24 protein-coding genes and 1 pseudogene are annotated in these 25,036 nt (G+C 40.9%); 21 read left to right on the top strand and 4 right to left on the bottom strand.

Annotated elements, in window-relative coordinates:
* The first annotated feature begins 532 nt into the window (after nt 1-532).
* The 14 genes and pseudogenes from ACYZ0U_RS06925 to porN all read left to right on the top strand — a co-directional run bounded on the left by ACYZ0U_RS06925 (nt 533) and on the right by porN (nt 16,363).
* On the top strand, nt 533-1,348 hold the full coding sequence (locus tag ACYZ0U_RS06925; RefSeq protein WP_461451217.1) for a TonB-dependent receptor plug domain-containing protein: 816 nt from the start codon (nt 533-535) through the stop codon (nt 1,346-1,348).
* 21 nt (nt 1,349-1,369) lie between these two features.
* Nucleotides 1,370-3,649: pseudogene (locus tag ACYZ0U_RS06920) on the top strand (SusC/RagA family TonB-linked outer membrane protein); the annotation flags it as partial.
* A 12-nt stretch (nt 3,650-3,661) separates the two neighbouring features.
* A complete protein-coding gene (locus ACYZ0U_RS06915) occupies nt 3,662-5,146 on the top strand; it encodes a RagB/SusD family nutrient uptake outer membrane protein (RefSeq protein WP_461451215.1) in 1,485 nt (494 codons plus the stop codon).
* Between the two features lie 25 nt (nt 5,147-5,171).
* Entirely contained in the window at nt 5,172-5,345 is a 174-nt protein-coding gene (locus ACYZ0U_RS06910; RefSeq protein WP_461451213.1) for a hypothetical protein, read from the top strand.
* The gene (locus ACYZ0U_RS06905; RefSeq protein WP_461451211.1) at nt 5,342-5,542 is read left to right on the top strand and encodes a hypothetical protein; all 201 of its coding nucleotides are present in this window, start codon (nt 5,342-5,344) and stop codon (nt 5,540-5,542) included. Before ACYZ0U_RS06910 ends, ACYZ0U_RS06905 begins: the two co-directional genes overlap by 4 nt.
* Nucleotides 5,526-6,494 carry a sterol desaturase family protein gene (locus tag ACYZ0U_RS06900; protein WP_461451209.1) on the top strand — a complete coding sequence of 323 codons (969 nt, stop codon included), beginning with the start codon at nt 5,526-5,528 and terminating at the stop codon, nt 6,492-6,494. The genes ACYZ0U_RS06905 and ACYZ0U_RS06900 overlap by 17 nt, the downstream gene beginning before the upstream one ends.
* Before the next feature lie 13 nt (nt 6,495-6,507).
* The gene (locus ACYZ0U_RS06895; protein ID WP_461451207.1) at nt 6,508-8,385 is read left to right on the top strand and encodes an arylsulfatase; all 1,878 of its coding nucleotides are present in this window, start codon (nt 6,508-6,510) and stop codon (nt 8,383-8,385) included.
* Between the two features lie 10 nt (nt 8,386-8,395).
* Entirely contained in the window at nt 8,396-9,535 is a 1,140-nt protein-coding gene (locus tag ACYZ0U_RS06890) for a formylglycine-generating enzyme family protein (protein WP_461451205.1), read from the top strand.
* Between the two features lie 128 nt (nt 9,536-9,663).
* A complete protein-coding gene (locus tag ACYZ0U_RS06885; protein WP_461451203.1) occupies nt 9,664-10,617 on the top strand; it encodes a DUF4271 domain-containing protein in 954 nt (317 codons plus the stop codon).
* A 23-nt stretch (nt 10,618-10,640) separates the two neighbouring features.
* The gene (locus ACYZ0U_RS06880) at nt 10,641-11,399 is read left to right on the top strand and encodes a uroporphyrinogen-III synthase (protein WP_461451201.1); all 759 of its coding nucleotides are present in this window, start codon (nt 10,641-10,643) and stop codon (nt 11,397-11,399) included.
* A 268-nt stretch (nt 11,400-11,667) separates the two neighbouring features.
* Nucleotides 11,668-12,981 (top strand): T9SS ring complex lipoprotein PorK/GldK, encoded by a 1,314-nt coding sequence (gene porK, locus ACYZ0U_RS06875; RefSeq protein WP_461451199.1) that lies wholly within the window; start codon nt 11,668-11,670, stop codon nt 12,979-12,981.
* A 40-nt stretch (nt 12,982-13,021) separates the two neighbouring features.
* Entirely contained in the window at nt 13,022-13,828 is an 807-nt protein-coding gene (gene porL, locus ACYZ0U_RS06870; protein ID WP_461451197.1) for a type IX secretion system motor protein PorL/GldL, read from the top strand.
* Between the two features lie 51 nt (nt 13,829-13,879).
* Entirely contained in the window at nt 13,880-15,406 is a 1,527-nt protein-coding gene (gene porM, locus ACYZ0U_RS06865; RefSeq protein WP_461451195.1) for a type IX secretion system motor protein PorM/GldM, read from the top strand.
* Between the two features lie 6 nt (nt 15,407-15,412).
* Complete coding sequence (gene porN / locus ACYZ0U_RS06860) at nt 15,413-16,363, top strand: type IX secretion system ring subunit PorN/GldN (protein ID WP_461451193.1); 951 nt, start codon at nt 15,413-15,415, stop codon at nt 16,361-16,363.
* A 125-nt stretch (nt 16,364-16,488) separates the two neighbouring features.
* Here porN and ACYZ0U_RS06855 read toward each other — a convergent pair whose 3' ends face one another.
* On the bottom strand, nt 16,489-16,971 hold the full coding sequence (locus tag ACYZ0U_RS06855; RefSeq protein ID WP_461451191.1) for a hypothetical protein: 483 nt from the start codon (nt 16,969-16,971) through the stop codon (nt 16,489-16,491).
* A 45-nt stretch (nt 16,972-17,016) separates the two neighbouring features.
* Here ACYZ0U_RS06855 and ACYZ0U_RS06850 point away from each other — a divergent pair, with 45 nt between their 5' ends.
* Together ACYZ0U_RS06850 and ACYZ0U_RS06845 are read left to right on the top strand one after the other, a co-directional pair.
* Nucleotides 17,017-17,502: an ABC transporter ATPase gene (locus ACYZ0U_RS06850; protein WP_461451189.1), complete on the top strand. Its 486-nt coding sequence runs from the start codon at nt 17,017-17,019 to the stop codon at nt 17,500-17,502.
* Nucleotides 17,503-17,512: 10 nt separating this feature from the next.
* Nucleotides 17,513-18,823: a bifunctional folylpolyglutamate synthase/dihydrofolate synthase gene (locus ACYZ0U_RS06845; RefSeq protein WP_461451187.1), complete on the top strand. Its 1,311-nt coding sequence runs from the start codon at nt 17,513-17,515 to the stop codon at nt 18,821-18,823.
* 114 nt (nt 18,824-18,937) lie between these two features.
* On the opposite strand, the gene ACYZ0U_RS06840 is transcribed toward ACYZ0U_RS06845, so the two are convergent.
* The 3 genes from ACYZ0U_RS06840 to ACYZ0U_RS06830 are packed head-to-tail and all read right to left on the bottom strand — an operon-like array spanning nt 18,938 to nt 20,181.
* A complete protein-coding gene (locus tag ACYZ0U_RS06840) occupies nt 18,938-19,132 on the bottom strand; it encodes a hypothetical protein (RefSeq protein ID WP_461451185.1) in 195 nt (64 codons plus the stop codon).
* A 1-nt stretch (nt 19,133) separates the two neighbouring features.
* Nucleotides 19,134-19,721 (bottom strand): hypothetical protein, encoded by a 588-nt coding sequence (locus ACYZ0U_RS06835; protein ID WP_461451183.1) that lies wholly within the window; start codon nt 19,719-19,721, stop codon nt 19,134-19,136.
* Complete coding sequence (locus ACYZ0U_RS06830) at nt 19,705-20,181, bottom strand: RNA polymerase sigma factor (protein WP_461451181.1); 477 nt, start codon at nt 20,179-20,181, stop codon at nt 19,705-19,707. The genes ACYZ0U_RS06835 and ACYZ0U_RS06830 overlap by 17 nt, the downstream gene beginning before the upstream one ends.
* Before the next feature lie 179 nt (nt 20,182-20,360).
* On the opposite strand from ACYZ0U_RS06830, the gene mgrA reads away from it, so the two are divergent.
* From mgrA to ACYZ0U_RS06805, 5 genes are all read left to right on the top strand, one after another.
* The gene (mgrA, locus tag ACYZ0U_RS06825; protein WP_461451179.1) at nt 20,361-21,350 is read left to right on the top strand and encodes an L-glyceraldehyde 3-phosphate reductase; all 990 of its coding nucleotides are present in this window, start codon (nt 20,361-20,363) and stop codon (nt 21,348-21,350) included.
* A gap of 109 nt (nt 21,351-21,459) precedes the next feature.
* Nucleotides 21,460-22,437, top strand: a complete 978-nt coding sequence (locus ACYZ0U_RS06820; RefSeq protein ID WP_461451177.1) for a Gfo/Idh/MocA family protein — start codon at nt 21,460-21,462, stop codon at nt 22,435-22,437.
* Nucleotides 22,438-22,521: 84 nt separating this feature from the next.
* Nucleotides 22,522-23,616: an AI-2E family transporter gene (locus ACYZ0U_RS06815; protein WP_461451175.1), complete on the top strand. Its 1,095-nt coding sequence runs from the start codon at nt 22,522-22,524 to the stop codon at nt 23,614-23,616.
* 79 nt (nt 23,617-23,695) lie between these two features.
* Complete coding sequence (locus ACYZ0U_RS06810) at nt 23,696-24,655, top strand: MBL fold metallo-hydrolase (protein ID WP_461451173.1); 960 nt, start codon at nt 23,696-23,698, stop codon at nt 24,653-24,655.
* A gap of 127 nt (nt 24,656-24,782) precedes the next feature.
* Nucleotides 24,783-25,007: a hypothetical protein gene (locus ACYZ0U_RS06805; protein WP_461451171.1), complete on the top strand. Its 225-nt coding sequence runs from the start codon at nt 24,783-24,785 to the stop codon at nt 25,005-25,007.
* The last annotated feature ends 29 nt before the right edge of the window (nt 25,008-25,036 follow it).

The following is a 25,036-nucleotide window of genomic DNA, read 5'->3' as shown; positions in this document are numbered from 1 at the left end:
AAAAGTTAGCCGTTTAAACGGTTTCCTTTTGAGTTTTTTGCATTTTAACGACTTTTTTATCCTGAGTTTTTATCATTTCAATATAAATGATAAAAAAAGACTACTAATTCTATATAGATTATAGTAATTTATAAATTATTTATATATTTGCCACGTAAAACAAATGCAATGAAAGCTTTTTTACGTACTAACGGTAATACATCAATTCTTTTCTACCCCATCCCAATGCAGGGCGTGTGTTGCACCTGTTGTTGTTGCTAAGCGCAATGTTCCATCGTTAAACTTTATTGGCTGATTATACCTTAATAGCATTTTTGCTGATGCTATAATTATGCCCTAAACCGACCAACCATTTACATTACGATTTAATAAAACTTATAAATGACCCTATAGCATACCCCCTTAAAAAAACAAACCGGCAAGGAAGCCTTGCCGGTTAATTACATGATGGATCAGCAACGACTGCGAATCAACCACTGATCATCAAAGCTTTACGAACGAATTGAATCATTAACATAAAACAGTTAAATATATGGAAATATATATCCATGCAAAACACGTACTTAATAAGTTATTCCCCTCCCTTTTATTTTTAATTATACCCTTCGCTTCCTTTGCACAGCAGAAGGACATCCCTGTAATTAATTCACACATTGAAGGTGTAGTTATTGACAGCGTAACCAAGCAGCCGATAGCCGGCGTTACGTTACGCATAAAAAATGTTACCCACGCGGTAACCACAACTTCCAACGGCCGTTTCACTTTTGTTACCGGGCAAAAATTGCCTTATACATTAGTAGTAAGCTTTGTAGGATATAAAACTAAAGAAGTTGTAGCCAACGGCAGCCCGGTTAACATTGAGCTTGCCGAAAATGTAGCTCAATTGAACGATGTAGTTATAGTAGGTTACGGCACACAAAAGAAAAGCGACCTTACCGGTGCCATCGGTTCAGTTCCTAAAAACATACTTGCTCAACCTGCCGCATCATTTGATAACTTATTGCAAGGTGCAGTATCGGGCGTAGCGGTAACACAAAACTCTGGTCAGCCGGGTAGCACAGCTACCATCAGGGTGCGCGGCGGCAACTCCATATCATTTGGTAACGCGCCATTATATGTTATAGACGGTTTTATTATTTATAATGATAATGATTATGCCAACGTAGGGTCAAACGGTACCAGCGTAAACGCGCTTTCAACCATCAACCCGGAAGATATTGAATCGATTGAGGTTTTAAAAGATGCATCCGCCACAGCAATTTATGGTTCGCATGGTGCTAACGGTGTAGTGATCATAACCACTAAAAAAGGAAAGAAAGGCACCAACAACGTTATTTTCAGCACATAAGTTGGTGACCAGACCGTTGCCAAAAAACTCGACCTTTTGAACGCTGAACAATGGGGTTCATTAGTGAATGATATTAACACTGCCGATGGCGTTAAACAAACCTATACCTCTGCCCAACTGGCTGCCCTGGGTACCGGTTCAAACTGGCAAAATGCTGCTTTGCGCAATGCACCTGAATATAATGGAGAGTTAACCATCTCTGGCGGCGACGAAAAATCACGTTACCTGGTATCTGGTAACTATTTCGATCAGGAAGGTACTATATTAAATACCGGTTTTAAAAGATATTCTACCCGTTTTAATTATGAGAAGAACGTTACCGATAAACTTAAAATATCAACCAATATATTTGGCAGCCAGTCTACTGAAAACAAGCTTGCAGGCAGCTCATACAATAGCATCAACTTTAGTAATGCCTTTGCTACGCTATTGTTAACCGCACCGGTTTCGCCAATTTATAATCCCAATGGCAGCTATTATACCAATGGCCCATACATCCCTACCCCAACCAATCCAGTTGAGGATATTGCAAACACAACTAATAAAACCTTATTAACTCGTGTTTTAGGTAACGTTGCTGCAGAATATAAACTACTTCCTGACCTTACCTTAAAACTTACTGCGGGGGCCGACATATTAAATACACAACAGGATTATTATGCACCATCAACCACATCAGGCGGCTATGCCGACCAGGGGTATGCATCAATTGGTGCCGGTAACGAATTAAGCTGGTTAAATGAAAACACACTTACCTACGACCATAACTTTAATAACAAAAACTTTTTAAACGTTTTAGTTGGTTATACCACACAATACACTCAATTTTCATCATCAGTAGCGACGGCACAAAAGTTCCCGAATGACCTTACTACATTCAATAACCTTTCTTATGCCGGTGTTGCCGATCTGCCTACTTCAAGTTTTGCCAGCCAGGCTTTAGATTCATATTTGGCGAGGGTGAATTACTCCTTCGAGCATAAATATAACCTTACCGTTTCAACCCGTGCCGATGGTTCATCAAAACTGGGTGCTAATAACAAATGGGGATATTTTCCCTCCGCAGGTTTTTCATGGAATGCTGATAAGGAAGATTTCTTTAAAATACTTGAGCCGGCCATCAGCAGCCTTAAGTTAAGGTTAAGCGCGGGCCAAACCGGCAACTCAGAAGTGCCGCCATACAGTTCGCTTGCAGCTTTAGCACCAACCAATTATTATTTCGACAGTAAACTGGTTACCGGTATAGCTCCCGTACAAATTGATAACCCTAACCTCAAATGGGAAACTACCACGCAGTACGATGGCGGTATTGACCTTGGTTTGTTTGATAGCCGCATCAACCTGACTTTTGACGCCTATTACAAAAAAACAACTGATTTATTATTGAATGTACCGCTGCCACTATATTCAGGATACGCGAGTGAGTTAGAAAATGTGGGTAGCGTGCAAAATAAAGGTGTTGAGTTAGGCATCAATACTGATGACATTAAATCGGACCACTTTAGCTGGAAAACTAATATTGAATTTGCGGTGAACCGTAATAAGGTATTAAGCTTAGGCCCTGGTGTTACCAGTTTTTATCCTACCGCACCAACCGGGCAGGTATCACCCGTTATTGTACAGGTTGGCCTACCGGTTGGTACTTTCTGGGGATATTCTACAGATGGACTGCTAACAGCAGCTGATATTGCCAAAGGTGTGCCACGTTTAGCAGGCGTTCCGCAGCAGGTAGGTGATACACGTTATGTAGATGAAAATAACGACGGAACGATCACTACTGCTGATAAACATAACCTGGGTAGCGCGCAACCAAAATTCACAGGTAGTATTACCAACACATTTACTTATGATCATTTTGATCTGTCGGTATTCTTTAACGGCTCGTACGGTAACAAAATATTTAACCTGTTACAGCAAACTTTAGAAAGGCCTACGCTAACGCAAAATGCATCAGCTACCTTATTAAACCGCTGGAGCCCGTCAAATCCTAATGGTACAGTTGCCCGTGCTACGGATTCACCAGTACCGCAGGTTACAGACAGATATGTTCAGAACGGTTCATACTTAAAGCTTAAAAATGCGTCGTTTGGCTACACATTCACCAACAGCCTTGTCTCAAAAATTGGCGTTAAATCATTAAGAGTTTATGTATCAGGCCAAAACCTGGTAACCATAACTAAATACCAGGGACTTGACCCGGAAGTGAATTTTTACGATAACGATAATACTAAACAAGGCATCGACTACGGTACTTACCCGGCTGTGCGTACATTTTTGGCAGGCTTAAATGTCACCTTTTAATAAATATCAATAATGAAAAAGATAAAAACATATAAACTTATATTATTTATTGCAGGCAGTTTAACTACCCTGACATCCTGCAATAAATTAACCGAGGATCCACGCTCGGTTATCGTATCCTCTCAATTCTATCAAACAACATCTGATGCTACCTCGGCAGTAAATGCGGTTTATGGCACATTAAATAGTGATCCGACAGGTGACTTCCCGCTGTACGGCAGGCAGTTAAACCTGTTGGTTGAAAACGCGAGCGATAATCAACTGTATAGTCCGAGCAATACCAACCCTGATGTAAGGGCATTGGGAACAGAAAGTTATATATCCTCAAACAGCCGTGTACAAAAGGTATGGCAGCAATTGTATTATGGCATCAACCGTGCAAATATCGCTGTCGATAACATCCCGCCAATATCCATGGATACCACCTTACGCGCCAGGCTTGTAAGGGAATCAAAATTTATAAGGGCATTATTGTATTTCAATTTAGTACGATTATATGGCGATGTACCATTGGTTTTACATAATCCAAACAGTACAGATATCAGCAGCCTGTTAACAGCCAGGACTCCGGCAGACAGCGTTTACAGTCAAATTATCGCAGATTTAAAAGATGCTACCAACTTGCCAAAATCATATACAGGTGCTGATATTGGTCGCGCTACGGGCGGTGCTGCGCATACCTTACTGGCAAAAGTATATTTAACCCGGCAGGATTGGCCCGACGCCCTTACACAATTGAATTTGGTTATCAATGGAGGTTACGGCTATTCATTGTTTCCTAATTATTTAAATGCATTTCAAAAAGCCACCAAAAACGGGCAGGAGCATATTTTCTCGGTACAATTTGAAACCAATTTGGGCGAGGCTAACAGTACCCAGTATTTAAGCGAAAGCTTTACTTCATTTAACACGGGTACTTTCCCGATCGATATCCCGGTAGACAGCAGCCTGTACAAATTATTCAGCCCTACCGATACACGCCGGGCGGTAACTTTTTATAGTTCGGTTTATAATGCCGCTACAGGCCAAACGGTTGTATTTAATAATGCTTACACCCCGTACTTTAACAAGTTTGTGGACTACAGCCTATCCCCATTGTCATCACAAAGTTTAAGCGGGATCAATTATCCTGTTTTACGCTACGCTGATGTATTGCTGATGCAAGCTGAAGCCTTAAACGAAATTAATGGCGGGCCAACTGCTACAGCGTATGCTGCTATAAACCAGGTGCGTACAAGGGCAAATGTTCCTAACCTTACTACCGGCTTAAGCCAGGTTGCTTTCCGCGATTCTGTTTTCCTGGAACGCAGGAAGGAATTTATACAGGAAGGCCACCGTTGGTTTGACCTGGTGCGCCAGGGTGGTACCGCATTGGTTGATGCCTTGCATAAAATACCCGCAAAATCAGCAGCAACATCAGCAAACACACTGTTCCCGATACCATTGGTGGACATACAGCTAAACCCTAAACTAAAACAAAATCCGGGTTATAATTAATCAATAAATCATTAAATCAAAATTTATGACACTATCAGATGTATCCATTTTAGGCAAAAAGATCCTGGTTGGTATTATTATCACCATTATACCTTTTGTCATCGTTGCAGGGGGGCTATGGCTTACCCAAAAGGCCCTGGGCGGCAACCCGCAAGGCCAGCAACATGATCAAAAAACAACTAAAACATACACACCATGAAATTAGAAAAAGCTAACAAAGACAGAATAGTAAGGAATGTGATCCTTAGCTTATTCATTTACCTGCTGCCTATTGCCCTGCTGTTTATATCACTAAAAATAACAGGGCAGCGGCCCTGGGAAAAGAAGAACCAAAAGGCAAACAACACCAAAACAATTACCAATAAAACAAATTTAACCAATGGAAGCAACGATTGATTTTTTCAAAAAAGTAATAGAAAACCTGAATGGATTCGGGTTTCCTTTCCTTGTATTTTTTATAGGCGTACTCGAATTTTCGTTTGGCCTGTACAAAGGCAAATGGCCTAAAAATGAGCGTTGGGTTGATATTGCGTGCTTTACCTTGCCACGGTTGATCGTTCAACCTGCTGTGGCTTATTTTGGGTTGAAGTTTCTACCATTTGTATTACCGGGCTTCAAAAACACATTTACCTGGGTGCCATTTTTATGGGGATTCGCCATCATCGCGGTAGCAGATGACCTTACCCAATACTGGTATCACCGCCTGCACCACGAATTGCCATGGTTATGGCGTTTTCACCGTACGCATCACTCTGCATCATACATGGGTATGGCAATGGCGAGCAGGCAGAACGCGATTTACACGCTTTTCTTCTCGCAGATCTACCTTACATCAGCCTTAGTTTATCTTGGTTTAGGTATCCCGGCAATCGCGGTAAGGATCATTAAATCTACCATTACCACGCTAGCGCATTCAAGTATTCCCTGGGACAAGCCTTTTTATAAATACAAAGTATTACACCCGATAGCCTGGGTTTTGGAGCGCTTGATATCAACTCCTGCAACCCACCACGCGCATCACGCCGCTACTACCGATGACGGTGTAGGTTACTACAAAGGCAACTTTGGCAATATGTTCTTTTTGTGGGATGTGATTTTTGGTACCGCGTTAATTTCTCGCCAGTATCCTAAAGCTTACGGCATCTCGCATTACGAGGGCGACCAATGGTATGCGCAATTGCTATGGCCTATATTTAAATCAAAAGTACCGGGTAGTGAGCTTGCTGCCGATGGACCGGTTGTACGCATTGAAGTTGACCAGGAACTCCTGAAAAAAAGAGCCCAGAAAAATGGCACTGATCATAAAAAAGAAAAATTAACAGCCGTTCCGTCTTACGCAAATAATTAATTCAACCGATAAAATGAAATCCTTATCAACAAATAAAAATAAGAAACTTGGCTTGCTGCTGGGCGGGTTGTTTTTGGCAAACTTTTCCTTTGCGCAAAATTACACCCAACAGCAGCAGCCGTTTCAAGGCGTAATTGGCAAAACAACAGCTGATTCCAAAGAAGCATGGACACCAAACGTTAAGGCGCCTAAAGGCGCACCAAACGTAGTATGGATCTTGCTGGATGATGTTGGCTTCGGTGCTTCATCAACCTTTGGCGGGGTTATCAAAACACCAAATTTTGATACCCTGGCAAGCCTGGGCTTGCGTTATACCAACTTTCACACCGCGGGAATTTGCGCACCAACGCGTGCCGCTTTGCTAACCGGGCGTAACCATCATTATGTACACATGGGTGGGTTTGCGCATACCGTTATGTCTGCCGGGTATCCCGGCTATGACGGCCGCATCCCTTCAGACAAAGGCACTATTGCTGAGATCCTAAGGGAAAACGGCTATAATACTTTTGCCGTAGGTAAATATGGCTTAACTCCTGACGAAGATGCTACAGATGCCGGTCCGTTCGATCGCTGGCCTACAGGCAAAGGGTTTGACCATTTCTTCGGATTTTTGGGATCACAAACCGACCAGTACAAACCAGATCTGGTGGAAGACAATGCACACGTAACTCCAGACGGACGTAATTTGAATGAGCAAATTACTGATAAAGCCATATTTTACTTAAGCAGGCAGCAAAAGGTAGCACCGGATAAACCTTTCTTCCTGTACTATGCCCCTGCTGCTACCCATGCGCCACACCAGGTTAGCCATGAGTGGAGCGATCCGTACAAAGGCCAGTTTAATGCTGGTTGGGATGTATTTAGGGAAAAGGTATTTGAGAACCAGAAAAAGCTGGGCATCATACCTGAAAATGCAGTTTTGCCTGCGCGTAACCCGAACATTAAGGCATGGGACTCTTTATCACCTGATGAAAAGAAACTTTACGCCCGTTTTATGGAGGTTTATGCCGGTTATTTAACTTATGCTGATGCGCAGGTTGGTCGTTTGATCACTTACCTGAAAAAAAGCGGCCAATTGGGTAATACCTTAATTTTTGTTGTGATTGGCGACAATGGCGCAAGTAAAGAGGGAACTGTGAATGGCGATATTGACCGCCAGATATTTTCAAAACCTGGTAATGAGCAGGAAATCGTTCAGCATAATTTAAGTGAGATAGGCGAAATAGGAACACCTGAAGGAAAACAAACCAACTACCCGTTGGGTTGGGCTCAGGCAGCTAATACGCCGTTTAAATACTGGAAACAGGATGCCAATGCCGAGGGCGGCACACGTAATCCGCTGATTGTGTATTATCCAAAAGGAATAAAGGATGCCGGCTCAATCCGTACCCAATATGGGCATGTTAACGACTTGCTGCCTACCACATTGGAGTACCTGGGTATTCAACCACCTGAGTACATCAGGGGAATAAAACAGGATACCTTACAGGGCACGTCATTGGTATATTCATTTAACGATGCCAAAGCGACGTCCCGTCACCATGTGCAATATTACTACATTTTCGGTTCGAGATCAATCTATAAAGATGGCTGGAAGGCAGAGGTTTATCATCACCCTGATTTTACTGATTACGCAAGGATTTTAAGTGGTCCTAAAGTAGACACCACCAATAATTTTAATGCCGATGTTTGGGAGCTATATGATCTGAATACTGATTTTAATGAGCGCATCAATCTTGCAGCAAAATATCCTGAAAAATTGGCCGAACTGAAAGCTTTATTTGAAGACCAGGCTAAAAAGAACAACATTTATCCGTTTATCGATTGGGAAGATGTACTGAAAGGACGAATTCACCACACCACATATACACCGGTAAATCCAGGCAAGTAATTCTATTCAAATGAAAAAAAAACCGTTATTATTCTTGCTATTGCCTATATTAATGTACGGTTGCAAGCCTAATAATCATCCAGTCGCCGGTAAAATAAAATTACCGGCGGCTGTTGGTGTTCAGGCAAAATCGCTTTGCTGCGAATCGAACATTCCAAACCGCTTTGCCGCTTATCATACTACAATTGCCGCACCTATCCTTAAACCGGCAGGCACGCACCAGGGAATGGTTTGGATCCCCGCCGGAACGTTTATAATGGGTGGTAATAACAGCCAGGCTGCTCCTGATGAATTCCCGAGGCATAAGGTGTCGGTTAATGGCTTTTGGATGGATATTACTACAGTTACCAATGAGCAGTTCGCCAGGTTTGTAAAAGCCACGGGCTATAAAACAACTGCGGAGCAAAAGCCCGACTGGAACGTTCTAAAAAAACAATTGCCTCCGGGTACACCAAAGCCTGACGATAGCCTGCTCCAGGCAGCATCGCTGGTATTCGATCCGCCAAAACAGGCAGTCGACCTTAATGATTATACCCAATGGTGGGCATGGAAAAAAGGTGCCGACTGGAAACATCCGCACGGACCAAAAAGCAGCATTAAGGGTAAGGATAACTACCCTGTTGTACATGTTTCCTGGTATGATGCGGTGGCTTATTGCAAATGGGCAGGTAAACGCTTGCCAACCGAAGCTGAATGGGAATGGGCCGCGCGCGGAGGCCTTCAGGATAAAATATATCCCTGGGGTAACGAATCTGTAGATGCTGGTAAACCTAAAGCCAATACGTGGCAGGGGCATTTCCCGGATCAGAACTTAGTAACGGATAAGTTTTATGGCTTGGCTCCGGTCGCTTCTTTCCCGTCAAATGGTTACGGGCTTTATGATATGGCCGGTAACGTTTGGCAATGGTGTGCAGATTATTATAACAATACTTACTACAGAACGATTACAAGCAACACAGGAGTACAAAATCCTAAAGGCCCTAAAAAAAGCTACGATCCTGATGAACCCTTTACTGTAAAAAGAGTGATCAGAGGTGGGTCATTTCTCTGTAACGAGAGCTATTGCACTGGCTACAGGGTAGCACGCAGAATGAAAAGCACCGAGGACAGCGGTATGGAACATTTAGGTTTCAGATGCGTTCAGGATTAATACTGGTTAACACGTACTATTTTATTAATCAGCTTATAAAACAATCAAATAATACGGTAATTTTGCAGCTTAATAATAAGCCCGGATAATTAATGCGTTTTTTTGCCCTGAGTCTATTTTTCTTTCTGATGACTTGCACTATAGCTTTTGCTCAGCAAGACTCAATACAGCATACGGGCCAGGCATCAAACCCGTTAGCGCGCAATTATCCTGATTCAGTTAGGGCTAAGCCGCAGCACATGGCTTTTTTAGATTCTGTAGCCATGGCTACACAGCTAAGGCAGCAATTTGTTGCAGATTCCTTATCGATAGTATACATTATGCCCGACTCAAACCGGGTTAATTTATTTACCGAGTACATTTTCAACCACGAATTGTATAAAGGCCGTACTTTTTTAGATATTCCTTTTATCTCCAGGCGAAAAGCAGGTTATGGGCATAATCGTACTAGCCGCGATCCCTGGATCATCGCTATCATTATCGGATTATTATTGTATACCGCATTCCTCAACCTAACGCTTGGCACCGAGATAAAAAGTATCTTCCAATCCTTTTACAGCAAGCGATCTGTGATGGATAAAGAAGACCGGGGGATAAATTTATGGGCTTTTATAGGTTTGTTTTTGCTCTTTGGCTTAACTTTTGGTTTATTTTTATACCAACTGGCGGGGTACAATGGTGTTTATTATAGCGTAAGCGGCATGCAATTATTTATAGCTTTAGCGCTTATCATCATATCACTGTTCGCCTTTAAATTTTTGCTGTTAAAGTTTATCGGTTTTTTGTTCGACATTGATCAGATTGTAGGTGAATATATCACAGCATTGTACTTAACCTACTTTAATATCGCGTTTGTTTTTTTACCGGTTGCCGTTTGTTTCAGCCTAATTGCGGCACAACTAATTCCCTATTTATTAGCAATAGCACTCATTTTAATAGTGGTAATATTCATTTGGATCTACCTTCGCAGTAGTGTGAATATTATTTCTAACATTCGATTTCACAAATTTTATTTATTTATCTATCTTTATGCCCTCGAAATTTGCCCCATTTTGATATTGATAAAAGTACTTAACCTATAGTAATCAGGCTTATAAATTTGATTTTGGAAGATAGAAAAAAAAAGGTAAAAAGTATTTTGGTTACTTTACCAAAACCCGAGAACGACAAAAACCCCTATGCCGAACTGGCGAAAAAAAGCGGACTGAAGATTGACTTCAGGGCGTTTATTCATGTTGAGGGTGTGCCTGCTAAAGATTTTCGTAAAGAGAAAATTAACCTGGCTGACTTTACAGCAGTAATCTTTACCAGCCGCAACTCAGCTGACCACTTCTTCAGGATATGCGAAGAGATGCGTTTCGAGGTGCCTGTTGATATGAAATATTTTTGCCTTTCAGAAACCATAGCGCTGTACCTGCAAAAGTATATACAGTATCGTAAACGCAAGATCTTTTTTGGCAAGCAAACTGCCGCCGACCTTGCCGAGGTGTTAAAAAAACACTCGGGCGAAAAATTTCTTTACCCTTGCTCAGATGTAGCCGCAGAAGAAACCCAAAAGTTTTTGCTGGAAAACGGTTATAACTTTACCCCCGCGGTACTTTTCCGAACTGTTTGCAGCGATCTGTCAGATCTTGCCGAAGTTTTTTATGATGTGATAGCCTTTTTTAGCCCATCAAGTATACAATCTCTATTCAAAAACTTTCCGGATTTTAAACAAAACAATACCCGTATAGCCGCTTTTGGGGCAACTACCCATAAAGCCGTGCTTGAATCGGGCCTTATTCTTGACATTCCTGCACCCACACCACAAGCCCCATCCATGACGATGGCTATAGAACAATATGTAAAACAGGTAAATAAATAATTTAACTATAAATTATTTATCTGCCTGCAACATTTCCGTTTGTTTTTTCGTAATAATGCTTGTTATTTACCCGCTTTGCTAAGTGATTAACATTTAGCGATTTAAAAAAATTCGCACTTGTGCTTATAAGGGTAATTAAAAAGTTCATTAAGCGTTTTGATACAAATTGGTGATAAAAAAGTTTTATTTAGCTTCAGCATCATCATTATTTAATATATTCGGGCATTTCATTTATGTTATATTTATATAGCTAAATTTTGATTTTTATATGAGACAGATATACTCTTTAGTAGTTGTAGTTGTATTTGCGGTTATTTTCAGCGGTTGCCGCAATGGAGGTGAGGGCGAATTAACGGGCGTACCGCAGCGTAATTTCAGAGCCGAAGTACCTTATGGCATGGTGTACATTCCCGGTGGTTCTTATTTAATGGGCCAAACCGATCAGGACGTTACCTTTTCGCAGATATCGCAAACCAAACAGGTTACCATACCGCCGTTTTTTATGGATCAAACCGAGATCACTAACAGCCAGTACAAACAATTTGTATTTTGGGTGCGTGATTCCATCGCCATAACCAACTATCTTAATGATCAAAAATATTATTTCCAGCCACGTAAAGGTGCAACAAATACCGGCGGTAAAAAATACATTAATTGGGCTTACGTAAGCAAAAACCCGATCTGGAGTGCAAAAAGCAAGGCCGGCGCCGCAAATGCATCAAAGCTTGACGGTATGTACTACCAGGGCGATGACCGCGTGTTCGATAAAAATGAAATTGATGTTCACTTGTTAAAATATCAGTACTCGATAATGGAACTGCGCGACGCTGCCAACCACAGGAGCGACAAAACTAAAAAACGTTCGGATTTCATTTTCCGCGATACTGTTGAGGTTTATCCTGATACCCTGGTTTGGTTAAGCGATTTCTCTTACGCAGCTAACGAGCCAATGGTTGAAGGTTACTTTTCTCACCCGGCATTTAAAAATTACCCTGTAGTAGGTGTAACCTGGCGCCAGGCAACTGCCTTTACCGTATGGCGCACACGTTTAAACGATGCGGCTAAAGATAAACGCCACTTACCTCACCGTTTAAAATATGACTTACCTACCGAAGCTGAATTTGAATACGCGGCACGCGGTGGTAGAATAGGTACTGATTACCCTTGGGGCGGCCCTTACATTAAAAACGCTAAAGGTTGCTTATTGGCTAACTTTAAACCTGGCCGTGGTAATTATACCGATGACGGTGGCGCTTACACGGTTAACGTAAAATCATATTTTCCTAATGATTTTGGTTTATACAACATGGCAGGTAACGTTGCTGAATGGACTTCATCAGCATTTAATGAGTCTGCATCAACATTTGTGCATGATTTAGCACCAACTTTTGAGTACAACGCGAAAGCAAGCGACCCCGAAGTAATGAAACGTAAAGTAGTAAGAGGCGGATCATGGAAAGATGTTGGTTACTTCCTCCAAAATTCTACCCGTACCTATGAGTTCCAGGATACCGCGAAATCTTATATCGGTTTTCGCTGCGTAACTCACTTCCTGGGCCGTGATATCAAAGACAAACGATAAAACAAACAAATAACAAATACACGAATATTTTTTAAAAACTATGGCTGGGAAAAAACAACCTTACGGAATAAACAATATTGTATCATGGGGTGCTACAATAGTGATCATCGGCTTGCTGTTTAAAATTCAGCACTGGCCTTATGGTGGTTTCTTTATTTCACTGGGATTAGGGATGGAGGCGTTTTTATTCGCCATATTAGGTTTTCAAAGGGATACTACAGAAATTGACTGGACAAGAGCTTACCCTGAGCTATCTGAAGATTACAAAGGCGAATTGCCTGCAGCATCTTCAAGGGTTGCAATTGGTACAGGAAGTAATTTTTCAGAAACTGCTGCTTTAGATAAGATGATGGAAGAAGCCAACATCGGCCCTGAACTTATCCGTAGCTTAGGTGATGGTTTAAGAACATTCAGCGATAAAGTAGCCGGTATATCACGTGTTACAGATGCAGGTAACGCAACAATTGTTTACACTGAAAAAATTAAATCAGCAACTGAAAGCTATGATAAATTAAGCGCTGCGTTTGAAAAAGCATCAGCAAACCTTTCAGGCATGGCCGCGCAGGAGGTAGATTCTAAAGGTTACCATGAGCAGGTTACTGCCATGACAAAGAATCTTTCAGCCTTAAATGCTGTTTATGAACTGGAGCTGCAGGATTCAAGCAATCATTTAAAATCAATGAGCAAATTCTATAGCGATATGGAAGTTACGATGCAAAACTTTACAGAGTCGGCTTCCGGTTCACAACAGTTTAAGGCAGAGGTAACTCAGTTAGCTAAAAACTTGTCATCATTAAATGCGGTTTATGGCAACATGCTATCAGCAATGAACCAGCCGCGCGCTTAATACATAATTGGTAATAACAGTTTTTTATAAACTAAATAATATTTAAAGCAAATGGCTGGAGGTAAACAAACCCCAAGACAGCGAATGATGGGCATCCTCTATCTGGTTCTTTTAGGCCTGATAGCACTGGATGTACCCGATAGTTTGCTGGACGCATTTAAACATATAAGCGATAGCTTAACGGCTTCGAAGACTAACGTACAAATAGGTATTGATCAAACTTTCAAAACCTTTGAGGCCACTAAGTTAAAAGAGCAGCAAAAACGGGCGCAACCAATACTTGACAACGCTTTAAAAGCAAAAAAATTGTCGGATGATTTGAATGAATATATTGAAGGATTAAAAAAGAAATTTATTCAGGAAGCAGGAGATATTGACCCTGCAACGGGTGATTATAGCGGACGTGAAAATCTTGATGTTTCTGTACATATGATGATCAATGATCAAAAATATGCTTATGAGTTGCACAAAAAGATCGATGAAACCCGCAATGGTTTATTAGCATTGTTAAAGGATAAGGAAAGAGCAGGTGTAAACCTTTCATTAGATGCCCCTAATCCGCCACATATCAATGGTTTCCCTGATAAAGACTGGGAAAACGCGAACTTCGGCGAAGGTATACCAATGGCTGCAGCAATGACAGCGTTGATCAAGATACAATCAGATACAAAGAATGCTGAAAACGAGGTTGTTAAAAAGATTTTAGGCGAAGTTGACCAGGCTCAAGTAACCCTTGACCAATTTAGAGCTGTTGCCGTTCCAAATAGCAATTATGTAATTGCAGGTCAGCCATACAAAGCAGATATTTATTTGTCAGCGTATGATTCTCACTCAAATCCTGCTATAACTGTTGAGGGATCATCCGTACCAACATCAAATGGCGTAGGTACATACTCAACAATTGCCAGTGGTGACGGATTAAAAACATGGACAGGAACTTTACTGGTTAAACAAGTAGATGGCCCACCTAAAAGCTATCCGATTAGCGGACAATATATGGTTGCAAAACCATCAGCTGTGGTATCACCTGATAAAATGAACGTGTTATATATTGGTGTACCTAACCCGGTAACTGTATCAGCACCTGGTGTTGCAACCAGTAGTTTGAAACTAAGTATCAGCGGCGGGTCTTTAAGCGGAGGCACCGGCGGACACTATACAGCTGATGTAAAAGCATTAGGTACTGCTAAAATAACCGTTATGGGTGACAAGGGCTTAGTTTTAGGAACATCTGAATTCAGAGTAAAACGTATACCTGATCCAAAACCGGAGTTTGCAGGCAAAAGTGGCGGAAATACAAGTGCAGCTAATATCAGGGCACAGGATAAGGTTTTTGCTAAGCTTGATAACTTTGATTTTGATGCTAAATTTACGGTAACAAGGTTTACCTTACTTATTGCGAAACCACGCCAGGATGTTGTTATATCGAGCACAACCGGTAGTGAATTATCTGCGGCAATGCGCACAGCTATGAGTACGGTTACACCCGGCACTACGATCGTATTTAAAGATATAATTGCTGTTGGCCCGGATGGTTCGCAGCGTGGTTTAGATCCAATTGTTATAAGTGCAAATTAAAAAGATATGAAAAAGAACATTTTGCTTATTGTACTTTGCCTGGCATGCACAGCTTCCTTTGCGCAAAGAAAAAAGAAAACTGTGAAAAAGAAAACGGTTGCTGCTAAGCAGGCACCTGCCCCGCAAAATACGGCTTTGCAGGCACAGTCTGCCGCGCCGGTTTCTGCTGCGCCGTTAAAACCTTTTGACAGGCCTTTGGATGGCTATTACAAGCAAACCAATATCAGAAGTGCTAAAGTTACGCCATACCCAAGTTTGCGCGAGGCAGATGTAGCTTACCGTAAGCGTGTTTGGCGCGAGATAGATCTTCGTATGAAGATGAACGCGTACCTGGCCTCGCCTAAATCAAGGCTGATAGATGTTTTAATGAACGCTATTGCTGATGGTGAACTTACAGCCTATGATGCTACACCTGATCCAAAAAATGATCCTGATGGTGATAGCTTTTACCGCCCTTTAACACCCGAACAAGCTAAAAGCAGAATGGCCGATAGCTCGGTGGTTGATAAATTTGATAAAGACGGCAACAAAATTGGATCTACTGTAATTGGTGGTGAATTTAACCCTGACAGTATTGTAAAATTCCGTATAAAAGAAGATTGGATATTTGACAGGCAACGTTCAATTTTTGAACCACGAATAGTTGGTATAGCTCCTTTGGTTAAACCTAAAGCCGGAAATGCTGATTTTGACTACCAACCCGCATTCTGGATCTATTTCCCTGATGCACGCCAGGTATTGGCAGTTAAAGAGGTTGCCAACAAACACAGTGACGCAACCGGATTAAGCTTTGATGATATATTTATGAAGCGTTTATTTGACAGCTACATTGTAAAAGAATCCAACGATAAAGACGAACGTATTAAAGATTACGCCCAGGGTATAGACAAACTATACGAGGCCGAAAAGGTAAAAAAATCCTTAATGGACTGGGAACTTAATCTATGGCAATATTAGTGTTAGTGTTAGTGTTAGAATTAGTGATTTGATTTAAGATTGAAGAGGAGCGTTTTACGTTCCTCTTTTGTTTTACATCCCTCCTACGCAAAAACAAGTAGTTGATAAATAACTTGAACTAGTTTTTACAACTCTTTATTTTTAAAATAATTCAACATCGTTTGCAGGCTGTCCAAACGTTCCGGTTCCATATTTTTTACAGGTAGGTTAAGCTGGGTTGCCATGGTATCAATATCCTCATGTGGGTCATTATAGGTTTGAACTATAATATCATCTGCCTTTGCTTTTAATTGTAACGTACCGCCAATAGTAGTGCCCAGGTAATCCATATCAGTAAAGCGGTGCAGATGGAAGGAATAATACTCCTGTTTACCGTTTGTATATGTTTTGCGCAGGCGGATGAAGGCGTCATTAGTAAAAACCAATTCCCACTTTTTTAGTTTGGCTTCGCCGGAGGGGTTGTAGGATTCGTTTAGGCACCGGTTGCTCCAGTCAACCATTTCCTGTTCAGTCATAGCTGGTTTAAAGCCATAATGCGGTAACGCGAGCAGCGCTATCGCCCCTAAAAAATAAATTCTATTTGTTTTTTTAATAACTGATCTTATCATGACACCCTCACTCTTTCCAAAGTTAATAAAATACTAAATTTGTGCATGCAATTTTCACAAAGTTCAAGGGTTTGGGTTTACCAGTCGGATAAAGAGTTAAACGATGCTGACGTAAATACATTACAGGCAGCGCTTGATAATTTTACGATTGGCTGGACGGCACACAACAACCAGCTTAAAGCCAAAGCCGAAATACGCTATAACCGCTTTATTATTTTAATTGTAGATGAAAGCCAGGCAGGCGCTACCGGTTGCTCCATCGATAAATCGGTGCGATTTATGAAAGATATTGAACAGCATTTCGGAATCAATTTGTTTGACAGGTTCAATTTGGCATATCGCAGCGGCGAAGAAATCCTATCAGTTCCACGCCATACTTTTGAGGAATTGATCAGCAATAAAACCATCGATACTCATACCATTGTATTTAACAATATGGTGCAAAACTTAAGCGAGCTGGAAACTAAATGGGAAGTTCCTTTTAAAGATAGCTGGCACATCCAGTTATTCAGCTCATTGCTTGCACAATAATCCTTTTGCGATGGATTACGCTCAAACCTTAGATTACCTGTATACCCAATTACCCATGTTTACCCGGGTGGGTTCATCGGCTTACAAAGAAGACCTGACCAACACCATCGAGCTTTGCAAACGTCTTGATGAACCACAAGATAAATTTAGAAGCATCCATATTGGCGGTACCAACGGCAAAGGGTCAACTTCGCACATGCTGGCGGCTATTTTGCAGGTGGCGGGTTATAAAACAGGTTTATATACTTCGCCGCATCTGCGTGATTTTCGTGAGCGTATCCGAATCAATGGTGAAATGATCAGCGAGCAGCAAGTGATTGATTTTGTTGCCGAGCATCAAAAAGATTTTGAAGCTATAAGTCCGTCTTTTTTTGAGATGACCGTGGGATTAGCATTTGATATTTTCGCGAAAGAAAAAGTTGACATTGCTGTTATTGAAGTCGGTTTGGGCGGAAGACTGGATTCTACCAATATCATCACCCCGCTCCTATCGGTTATCACAAATATTGGTTGGGACCATATGAATATTTTGGGCGACACGCTGCAACTGATTGCGGGTGAAAAGGCAGGAATCATTAAACAGGGCGTACCGGTTATCATTGGCGAATATCAGCCGGATATCGCTGATGTTTTTTTAAAGAAAGCAGCTAAAGAAGAGGCTGATATTAGTTTTGCTTCGGATGATTTTGAAGTGGAGTTGAAAGTTGAAAGTAAAAAGTTAAAAGTTAAAAGCAGTGATATGCTGAATCTTGTTATTCATGGCCAAAACCTTCAACCTTCAACTTTCAATCTTCAACTTGACCTAAACGGTATTTATCAGCTTAAAAATGTAAAAACCGTACTATCGGCAGTAAACGAATTGCGCAGGCAAGGTTTTGTGATTACTGATGAGCATTTGCAGATAGCGTTGTCGCAGGTAAAAAAACTAACAGGCTTGCATGGCCGCTGGGAAATATTAAGTACTGATCCGCTTACGATTTGTGATACCGGGCATAATCCTGAAGGCATAAAAGAAGTATTGAAAAATATTGCCGATACCCCTCATAAGCACCTGCATTTTGTGATTGGTATGGTGAATGATAAAGACATAAGCAAAGTACTGAGCATGTTACCTACAAATGCTACCTACTATTTCTGCAAGCCAGACATCCCGCGTGGTTTGGAAGCCGAAAGTCTAAGGCAACAGGCAGAAAGCTTTGGTTTGCACGGCGAGGTTTATCCTAATGTAAAAGTTGCTTATCGATCGGCACAAAAAGCAGCCCAAAAGGATGACCTGGTTTTTGTAGGCGGCAGTACTTTTGTAGTAGCAGAAGTTGTGTAATAGTTGCCTGTGTAGACACTGACAACAGGTAAAATGTTATCCAATTGATTTTGTCCTCACAAGCAATCCACTTAAAGTTGACGAATCTAATTAAGCAATTCAACACAACGTTTTTTAAGAACAAGCACCTGACTTTTGACTTCTCTTCATTAAAACGATCCCCGCTATTTCAAATACACCTCCTGCACCTAATAAAAATCCGCGCACAAAGTCAGGAATTGGGAGGTATTCTTTAAATAGTAGCGGCATGGTTACCATTAGCAAACCTGCTGAAATTAGTATCCTGGGGTAAAGTGGCTGTTTTTTCATGTTATTCATTTATTTGTTTTGATATAGATTCAAGCTTTGCTATCTGTTCGGTTATTTTTCTGCCATCTTTTTTAAATACACGCGGCCTTACTACAAACCATAATACTGCGAAGTAAATTAAGGTAAGTGCATAAGCAACAATGCATAAAATTGTGTTTTGATAAACACCCTCATACATATATATTAAAAGCCCTGTAACACAAAAAAGCATGGCGACAACCTGTGTTTTTTCATAATAGAACTGTTGGCGGGCACGGGTTTGCTCCAGAAACCGGATAAACTCGCTGTTACTGCATACCCGCAATTTATAAAACCTAATCAGGGAATTTAAATTAGTGATGATCAGAATAATACAGGCAACCAGCATACAGGCTTCGCCGATACGTGTTGTAAGCAGGCTTGATTTGTAAACAAACACCACCCAAATCATTACTGCGGTAAAAAAGAGCGAAGCCAATACTAACCCGCCTATTCCTAATAATTTTTTGTTGCGGAACTTCCTGATTATCTGCACCATTTCTCGCGAATTAGGCAGGCTATCGGTTTTTGCCGTAAGCCATATTGCTTTTAAATCATTCAAATTGTCCATGTTCTTTAAATTTAATGGCCAGTTTTTCCTTTATTCGGTAAACTTTTGTACGGATGTTACCGTGGCTTAAGCCAACAATGCCGGCGATTTCCGCTTGTGGCAGATCCTCCAGCATCAGCGAGATGATGATCCTGTCAATTTCTTCCAATTCAGCAATGCAGCTGTATAAAAAAGTCAGTTTGTCTTCCTGCGTTTCTTCGGGCACATCCGGCATATGGAACGGTAGCTCAACTTTAGTTACGCGCCTGTTCTTTTCTATCGCACGCAAACAATTGTTAGTCGCGATGCGAAAGATCCAAGTACTTACTTTGGATTCATTCCTGAAAGTCGACAGGTTACGCCATACCGCAATGAAAGTTTCCTGCGTAAGATCTTTCGCCTGCTCCGGATCATTAATATAACCCATACACACCCGGAATATCTGGGGCGAATACTGGTTATATAATTGTTCAAAATCCATTCAGCAAGTGGTTTGTAATCTTTTTATTGCGGGGTTAGATACAGTGATATTTGAAATGTTACAAGATTGTCTGAACCTGAATTCATAGCATTTTTGAATTTACAGAATAAGCTTATCGAAAGTCCTGATCCGTACAGAAAAAATTCTATTTTTACCCAACTAATACCGAATTTAAAAATATGACATACGTAGCTTCTCCTGACAGATATAAAAATATGAAATATCGCCGTTGCGGTAAAAGCGGCATCCAGTTACCGGCGGTTTCGTTGGGCCTGTGGCATAACTTTGGCCATGTGGATGTAATGGAAAATTTCCGCAAAATCTTGCACCTGGCATTTGATAGCGGCATTACCCATTTTGATTTGGCAAACAACTACGGTCCGCCCCCGGGATCAGCTGAAACAAACTTTGGTAAGCTTTTAAAAGAAGATTTTAGCGCTTACCGCGACGAACTGATCATATCAACCAAAGCAGGCTACCACATGTGGGAAGGCCCTTACGGCGAGTGGGGATCAAAGAAATATCTGGTTTCCAGCTTAGATCAAAGCCTTAAACGAATGGGATTGGATTATGTAGACATCTTCTACCATCACCGCCCGGATCCTGATACGCCGCTTGAAGAAACTATGGGCGCTTTAGACCTCATCGTTCGCCAGGGCAAGGCTTTGTATGTAGGTATCTCCAATTATCAAAAGGAAGAAGCTGATGAGGCCATCCAAATATTAAAGCGATTAGGCACCCCATGTTTGATCCATCAACCAAAATACTCCATGTTTGAGCGTTGGGTTGAAGGTGGTTTACTGGATGTTTTAGAGGCCGATGGGGTTGGTTGTATCCCGTTTTCGCCATTGGCGCAAGGCATGCTGACCAACAAATACCTGCATGGTATCCCTGAGGATTCCCGCGCGGCAAAATCAACCGGGTTCCTGCAAACAAGCCAGATCACACCTGAACGTTTGGAAGAGATAAAACAATTAAATAACCTTGCCATACAACGCGGGCAATCATTAGCGCAAATGGCATTGTCATGGATCCTGAAAGACCAGCGTATCACATCGGTATTGATCGGTGCAAGTAAGCCGGAACAATTGGCGGACTCATTGAAATGTTTAGATAACCTGGTTTTCTCTTCGGAGGAATTAGCAAAGATTGAAACGATTTTAAAATAAAACCTATTGTCATTTCGACCATCGGGAGAAATTTCTGCTAAATGAAAAGCGAAAGATGCTTGGCGAAGAAAATTTCTTCCTTTGGTAGAAATGACATTTTTAATATACCATGAACAACATCAACTGGGGAATAATTGGCTGCGGCGATGTAACCGAGAAAAAAAGCGGACCGGCGTTTAATAAAATACCAGGCAGCAAGCTTGTTGCCGTAATGCGTCGCGATGCTGCAAAAGCTGAGGATTATGCCCAAAGGCACCAGATTGAGCATTGGTACAGCGATGCCGATAAAATGATGGATGAAGCCGGTATCAACGCGATTTATATTGCCACTCCCCCATCATCGCACCTGGAATATGCTGTATCGGCGCTAGTTAAAGGTTTTAATGTTTATGTAGAAAAGCCGGTTACCCGTAACGCCGCCGAGGCGGAGCAAATGGCGGAGGCTGTTAAACAAAGCGGGTTAAAGCTAACAGTAGCGCACTATCGCCGTGAGGTACCCAGGTTTTTGCATGTAAAGCAATTGCTTGATGATAAAGTTATCGGCGACGTTCGCATCGTGCAGATTCGTATGTGGCAGGCCCGCAAGCCAAAACTGGTTGCCGATGTGGCTACCAACTGGCGTGTTAACCCCGAAGTTTCCGGTGGTGGTTATTTTCATGATTTGGCCCCACACCAGCTCGACTTAATGCTTCACTATTTTGGCGAACCTGAATTTTATAATGGTTTCTCATTAAATCAATCTGAAACTACTCCGGCAGATGACCATGTTAGCGGACAGATCTTATTTAAAAACAAGGTGGTGGTCAACGGTTCCTGGTGCTTCAATGTAGCCGAAAGCAATACCATCGATTCCTGCGAGATAATCGGCACCAAAGGAAAAATAACATTCCCGTTTTTTGGGAACTTCGTAACGCTGAAAACTGAAACAGAAGACAAAACAGTCGAGTTTGTTCACCCTGAGCATATTCAACAACCCATGATCACTAAAATAGTAGCTTACTTTAAAGGAGAAGGGCCTAACCCTTGCAGCATTGAAGAAGCTGTTACTTTGATGAAAATAATGGATAGTTTTACAGGTAAGCAGTAGCTTTAGTATTAAGGGTTAATATAATATTACTATCTTCAAAAACATATATTATTCTATCCCGTTACGTATCAAAGCAAAATAAGCATGGCAGTAAAAAAAATTACGCAACCTTTTTATGAAAAATTGGCAATGGTATTGGTTGGGCTGATTGCCCTTGGGTACCTTGTTATACTGGCAAAGGATGTTTTCGATCCGCTAATGTTCGGATTTTTGTTCGCCATACTTTTGCTGCCTGTATCAAACTTTTTTGAGCGGAAATGCCGCCTGCCACGTAGTTTGTCATCCCTGGTATCTATCTTGTTGCTGGTCGGTTTTATTTTTGGCATAGGTTACCTTGTAGGCTCGCAAATATCAAATTTGGCTGATGATTGGCCGCAGTTAAAAACCCAGATATCAGAATCTGTCGTTAATTTACAGAGCTGGGTATCAGGCGCGTTTCATATCAATGCCGATAAGCAGATGACTTATGTAGACAATACAACCAAAAAGTTATTAGCCTCGGGCACCAGCGTTTTAGGTACCACCTTTGGTGCCATATCATCATTAATGCTGTTTTATGCATTCATCATGATATTTACTTTTTTTATATTATTCTACCGCAGGTTACTGTTCCGCTTTATAGTTTGGGTATTTAATGAAGACAATAAATCCATAGTAGTGGATATTATGCAAAATATACAAAGTATTTTAAGGCAGTATATTCTGGGTTTATTATTAGAAATGGGGATAGTAGCTGTTGTTGCCTGCTCTGTATTCTGGATAATTGGTATTAAATACGCGGTATTACTGGGATTGATTGTCGGCCTGTTCAATATTATACCTTACATCGGCATTTTTACAGCCTTATTGCTAAGTTCACTTATAACCTTTGCTACCGGATCAATCGAGCATGCACTTATTGTTGCTGTTAGTGTAATATGTATACACGCAATTGATGCCAACCTGCTGCTGCCAACTATTGTTGGATCAAAAGTAAGGCTTAATGCATTAATTACCTTTTTAGGGATTGTTTTTGGTGAGATGATATGGGGATTATCGGGTATGTTTTTGTCAATTCCCGTTATTGCCATATTAAAAATAATATTTGACCGCATTGAAAGCCTCAAGCCATGGGGATTTTTAATGGGCGGCGAATACGAGTATAAAAAATCGGCAGAAGAAGATATGAAAACCGAATAATTGATTATTTATTAATATTCAATCCGATCAGGCTTTCTATATTTGAAGAGTTATAATTGATATAAATAGCTGTTCAAATATGTTTCGCAACCGCGTTTTCATCCTGTTTTTTTTATTGTTTTTTAAGGTTACTGCCTTTTCACAAACTAATGATAAACCATCTTTTAAAATAGTACCACTTGGCGTTAAAGGCGGTATCGACGAGAGTAACCTTTCTGCCTATATGGTAGCTGCCACCGGTAACAATAATTACATTTGCCTGGATGCAGGCACGTTACATTACGGTATAGAAAAAGCCATTAGCAACAAGGTATTTAATATCCCGGCTGAGCAGGTTTTAAGACAATACATTAAAGGCTATTTCATATCACACGCTCATTTAGACCATATTGCCGGTTTGATCATCAATTCCCCGGATGATACGGCGAAAAATATCTATGCTTTAGCCAGCTGCATCAAAACCATCCAAACAGATTATTTTACATGGGAAAGCTGGGCAAACTTTGCCGATGAAGGCGAAGCCCCCAAACTAAAAAAATACCATTACCGGGTTTTAACCCCGGATAGCATTTTCGCGATAGCAAATACAGCTATGACAGTACAGGCATTCCCGTTAAGCCACTCTAATTTAACTAGTACCGCTTTTTTAGTCAGGAGCAATAATGCTTATATTTTATATTTGGGTGATACCGGGGCCGATTCTATTGAGAAAAGTCATAATCTGCATAACCTTTGGGTAGCTGTTGCTCCGTTAATAAAAGCCAAACAATTAAAGGGTATCATGATAGAAACATCTTTCCAAAATGCGCAGCCTGATAAGACACTATTTGGCCATTTAACCCCAAAATGGTTAATGAATGAAATGACTGAACTGGCATCCCTAGTAGGAAAAAATCAACTTAATGGCTTTAATATTATAATTACACACGTTAAACCACCTCAAAAAAATATAGATACGCTAAAAAAAGAGCTTAATAATGAAAATTTATTAAAATTAAACCTCATCTATCCTGAGCAGGGTAAGCCTATCTACCTGTAAACCGTTTGCTACTTTTAACGTATATTGATTTACTTTGCTCCATGATTAAGTGATTTTTTTATGTTTCGTAAAAGTTAATTAATTATTTAGCTACAACTTATTCATTTTCATTAACGTAATAAGATATATGAAGGGTTATGTTAATATTCCAAAAAATATTTATGTAAAGCGGTGTAAAGATTGTGGTGCGCGCCCTATTATAGCCCTTATTGATGAAGGTGCTTATGCAGTAAAATGCCCTGTAAGTGACACGCATTATCATACCAAACCAGGATTAATAGACCTGGAAGACTGGAATCAAAATAACCCATCCTCAAATGACTACAACCTAAACACAATGTCAACTATTTAACAACCAATGGTTGTATTGCGATAAAAAAT

The sequence above is a fragment of the Mucilaginibacter sp. genome (assembly GCF_965225845.1).
GTDB lineage: Bacteria > Bacteroidota > Bacteroidia > Sphingobacteriales > Sphingobacteriaceae > Mucilaginibacter.
Note: the sequence above shows the minus strand (reverse complement) of the source record. Positions and strands in the feature narration are given on the sequence as shown.

What these genes read in the sequence shown, in the direction of transcription:
- ACYZ0U_RS06895 (WP_461451207.1), top strand. Translation starts at nt 6,508, where the DNA reads ATGAAATCCTTATCAACAAATAAAAATAAGAAACTTGGCTTGCTGCTG.
- ACYZ0U_RS06820 (WP_461451177.1), top strand. Translation starts at nt 21,460, where the DNA reads ATGAACAACATCAACTGGGGAATAATTGGCTGCGGCGATGTAACCGAG.
- porM (WP_461451195.1), top strand. Translation starts at nt 13,880, where the DNA reads ATGGCTGGAGGTAAACAAACCCCAAGACAGCGAATGATGGGCATCCTC.
- ACYZ0U_RS06855 (WP_461451191.1), bottom strand. Translation starts at nt 16,971, where the DNA reads ATGATAAGATCAGTTATTAAAAAAACAAATAGAATTTATTTTTTAGGG.
- ACYZ0U_RS06910 (WP_461451213.1), top strand. Translation starts at nt 5,172, where the DNA reads ATGACACTATCAGATGTATCCATTTTAGGCAAAAAGATCCTGGTTGGT.
- ACYZ0U_RS06845 (WP_461451187.1), top strand. Translation starts at nt 17,513, where the DNA reads ATGGATTACGCTCAAACCTTAGATTACCTGTATACCCAATTACCCATG.
- ACYZ0U_RS06850 (WP_461451189.1), top strand. Translation starts at nt 17,017, where the DNA reads ATGCAATTTTCACAAAGTTCAAGGGTTTGGGTTTACCAGTCGGATAAA.
- ACYZ0U_RS06925 (WP_461451217.1), top strand. Translation starts at nt 533, where the DNA reads ATGGAAATATATATCCATGCAAAACACGTACTTAATAAGTTATTCCCC.
- ACYZ0U_RS06815 (WP_461451175.1), top strand. Translation starts at nt 22,522, where the DNA reads ATGGCAGTAAAAAAAATTACGCAACCTTTTTATGAAAAATTGGCAATG.
- mgrA (WP_461451179.1), top strand. Translation starts at nt 20,361, where the DNA reads ATGACATACGTAGCTTCTCCTGACAGATATAAAAATATGAAATATCGC.
- porL (WP_461451197.1), top strand. Translation starts at nt 13,022, where the DNA reads ATGGCTGGGAAAAAACAACCTTACGGAATAAACAATATTGTATCATGG.
- ACYZ0U_RS06915 (WP_461451215.1), top strand. Translation starts at nt 3,662, where the DNA reads ATGAAAAAGATAAAAACATATAAACTTATATTATTTATTGCAGGCAGT.
- ACYZ0U_RS06905 (WP_461451211.1), top strand. Translation starts at nt 5,342, where the DNA reads ATGAAATTAGAAAAAGCTAACAAAGACAGAATAGTAAGGAATGTGATC.
- ACYZ0U_RS06900 (WP_461451209.1), top strand. Translation starts at nt 5,526, where the DNA reads ATGGAAGCAACGATTGATTTTTTCAAAAAAGTAATAGAAAACCTGAAT.
- porK (WP_461451199.1), top strand. Translation starts at nt 11,668, where the DNA reads ATGAGACAGATATACTCTTTAGTAGTTGTAGTTGTATTTGCGGTTATT.
- ACYZ0U_RS06840 (WP_461451185.1), bottom strand. Translation starts at nt 19,132, where the DNA reads ATGAAAAAACAGCCACTTTACCCCAGGATACTAATTTCAGCAGGTTTG.
- ACYZ0U_RS06830 (WP_461451181.1), bottom strand. Translation starts at nt 20,181, where the DNA reads ATGGATTTTGAACAATTATATAACCAGTATTCGCCCCAGATATTCCGG.
- porN (WP_461451193.1), top strand. Translation starts at nt 15,413, where the DNA reads ATGAAAAAGAACATTTTGCTTATTGTACTTTGCCTGGCATGCACAGCT.
- ACYZ0U_RS06885 (WP_461451203.1), top strand. Translation starts at nt 9,664, where the DNA reads ATGACTTGCACTATAGCTTTTGCTCAGCAAGACTCAATACAGCATACG.
- ACYZ0U_RS06810 (WP_461451173.1), top strand. Translation starts at nt 23,696, where the DNA reads ATGTTTCGCAACCGCGTTTTCATCCTGTTTTTTTTATTGTTTTTTAAG.
- ACYZ0U_RS06805 (WP_461451171.1), top strand. Translation starts at nt 24,783, where the DNA reads ATGAAGGGTTATGTTAATATTCCAAAAAATATTTATGTAAAGCGGTGT.
- ACYZ0U_RS06835 (WP_461451183.1), bottom strand. Translation starts at nt 19,721, where the DNA reads ATGGACAATTTGAATGATTTAAAAGCAATATGGCTTACGGCAAAAACC.
- ACYZ0U_RS06890 (WP_461451205.1), top strand. Translation starts at nt 8,396, where the DNA reads ATGAAAAAAAAACCGTTATTATTCTTGCTATTGCCTATATTAATGTAC.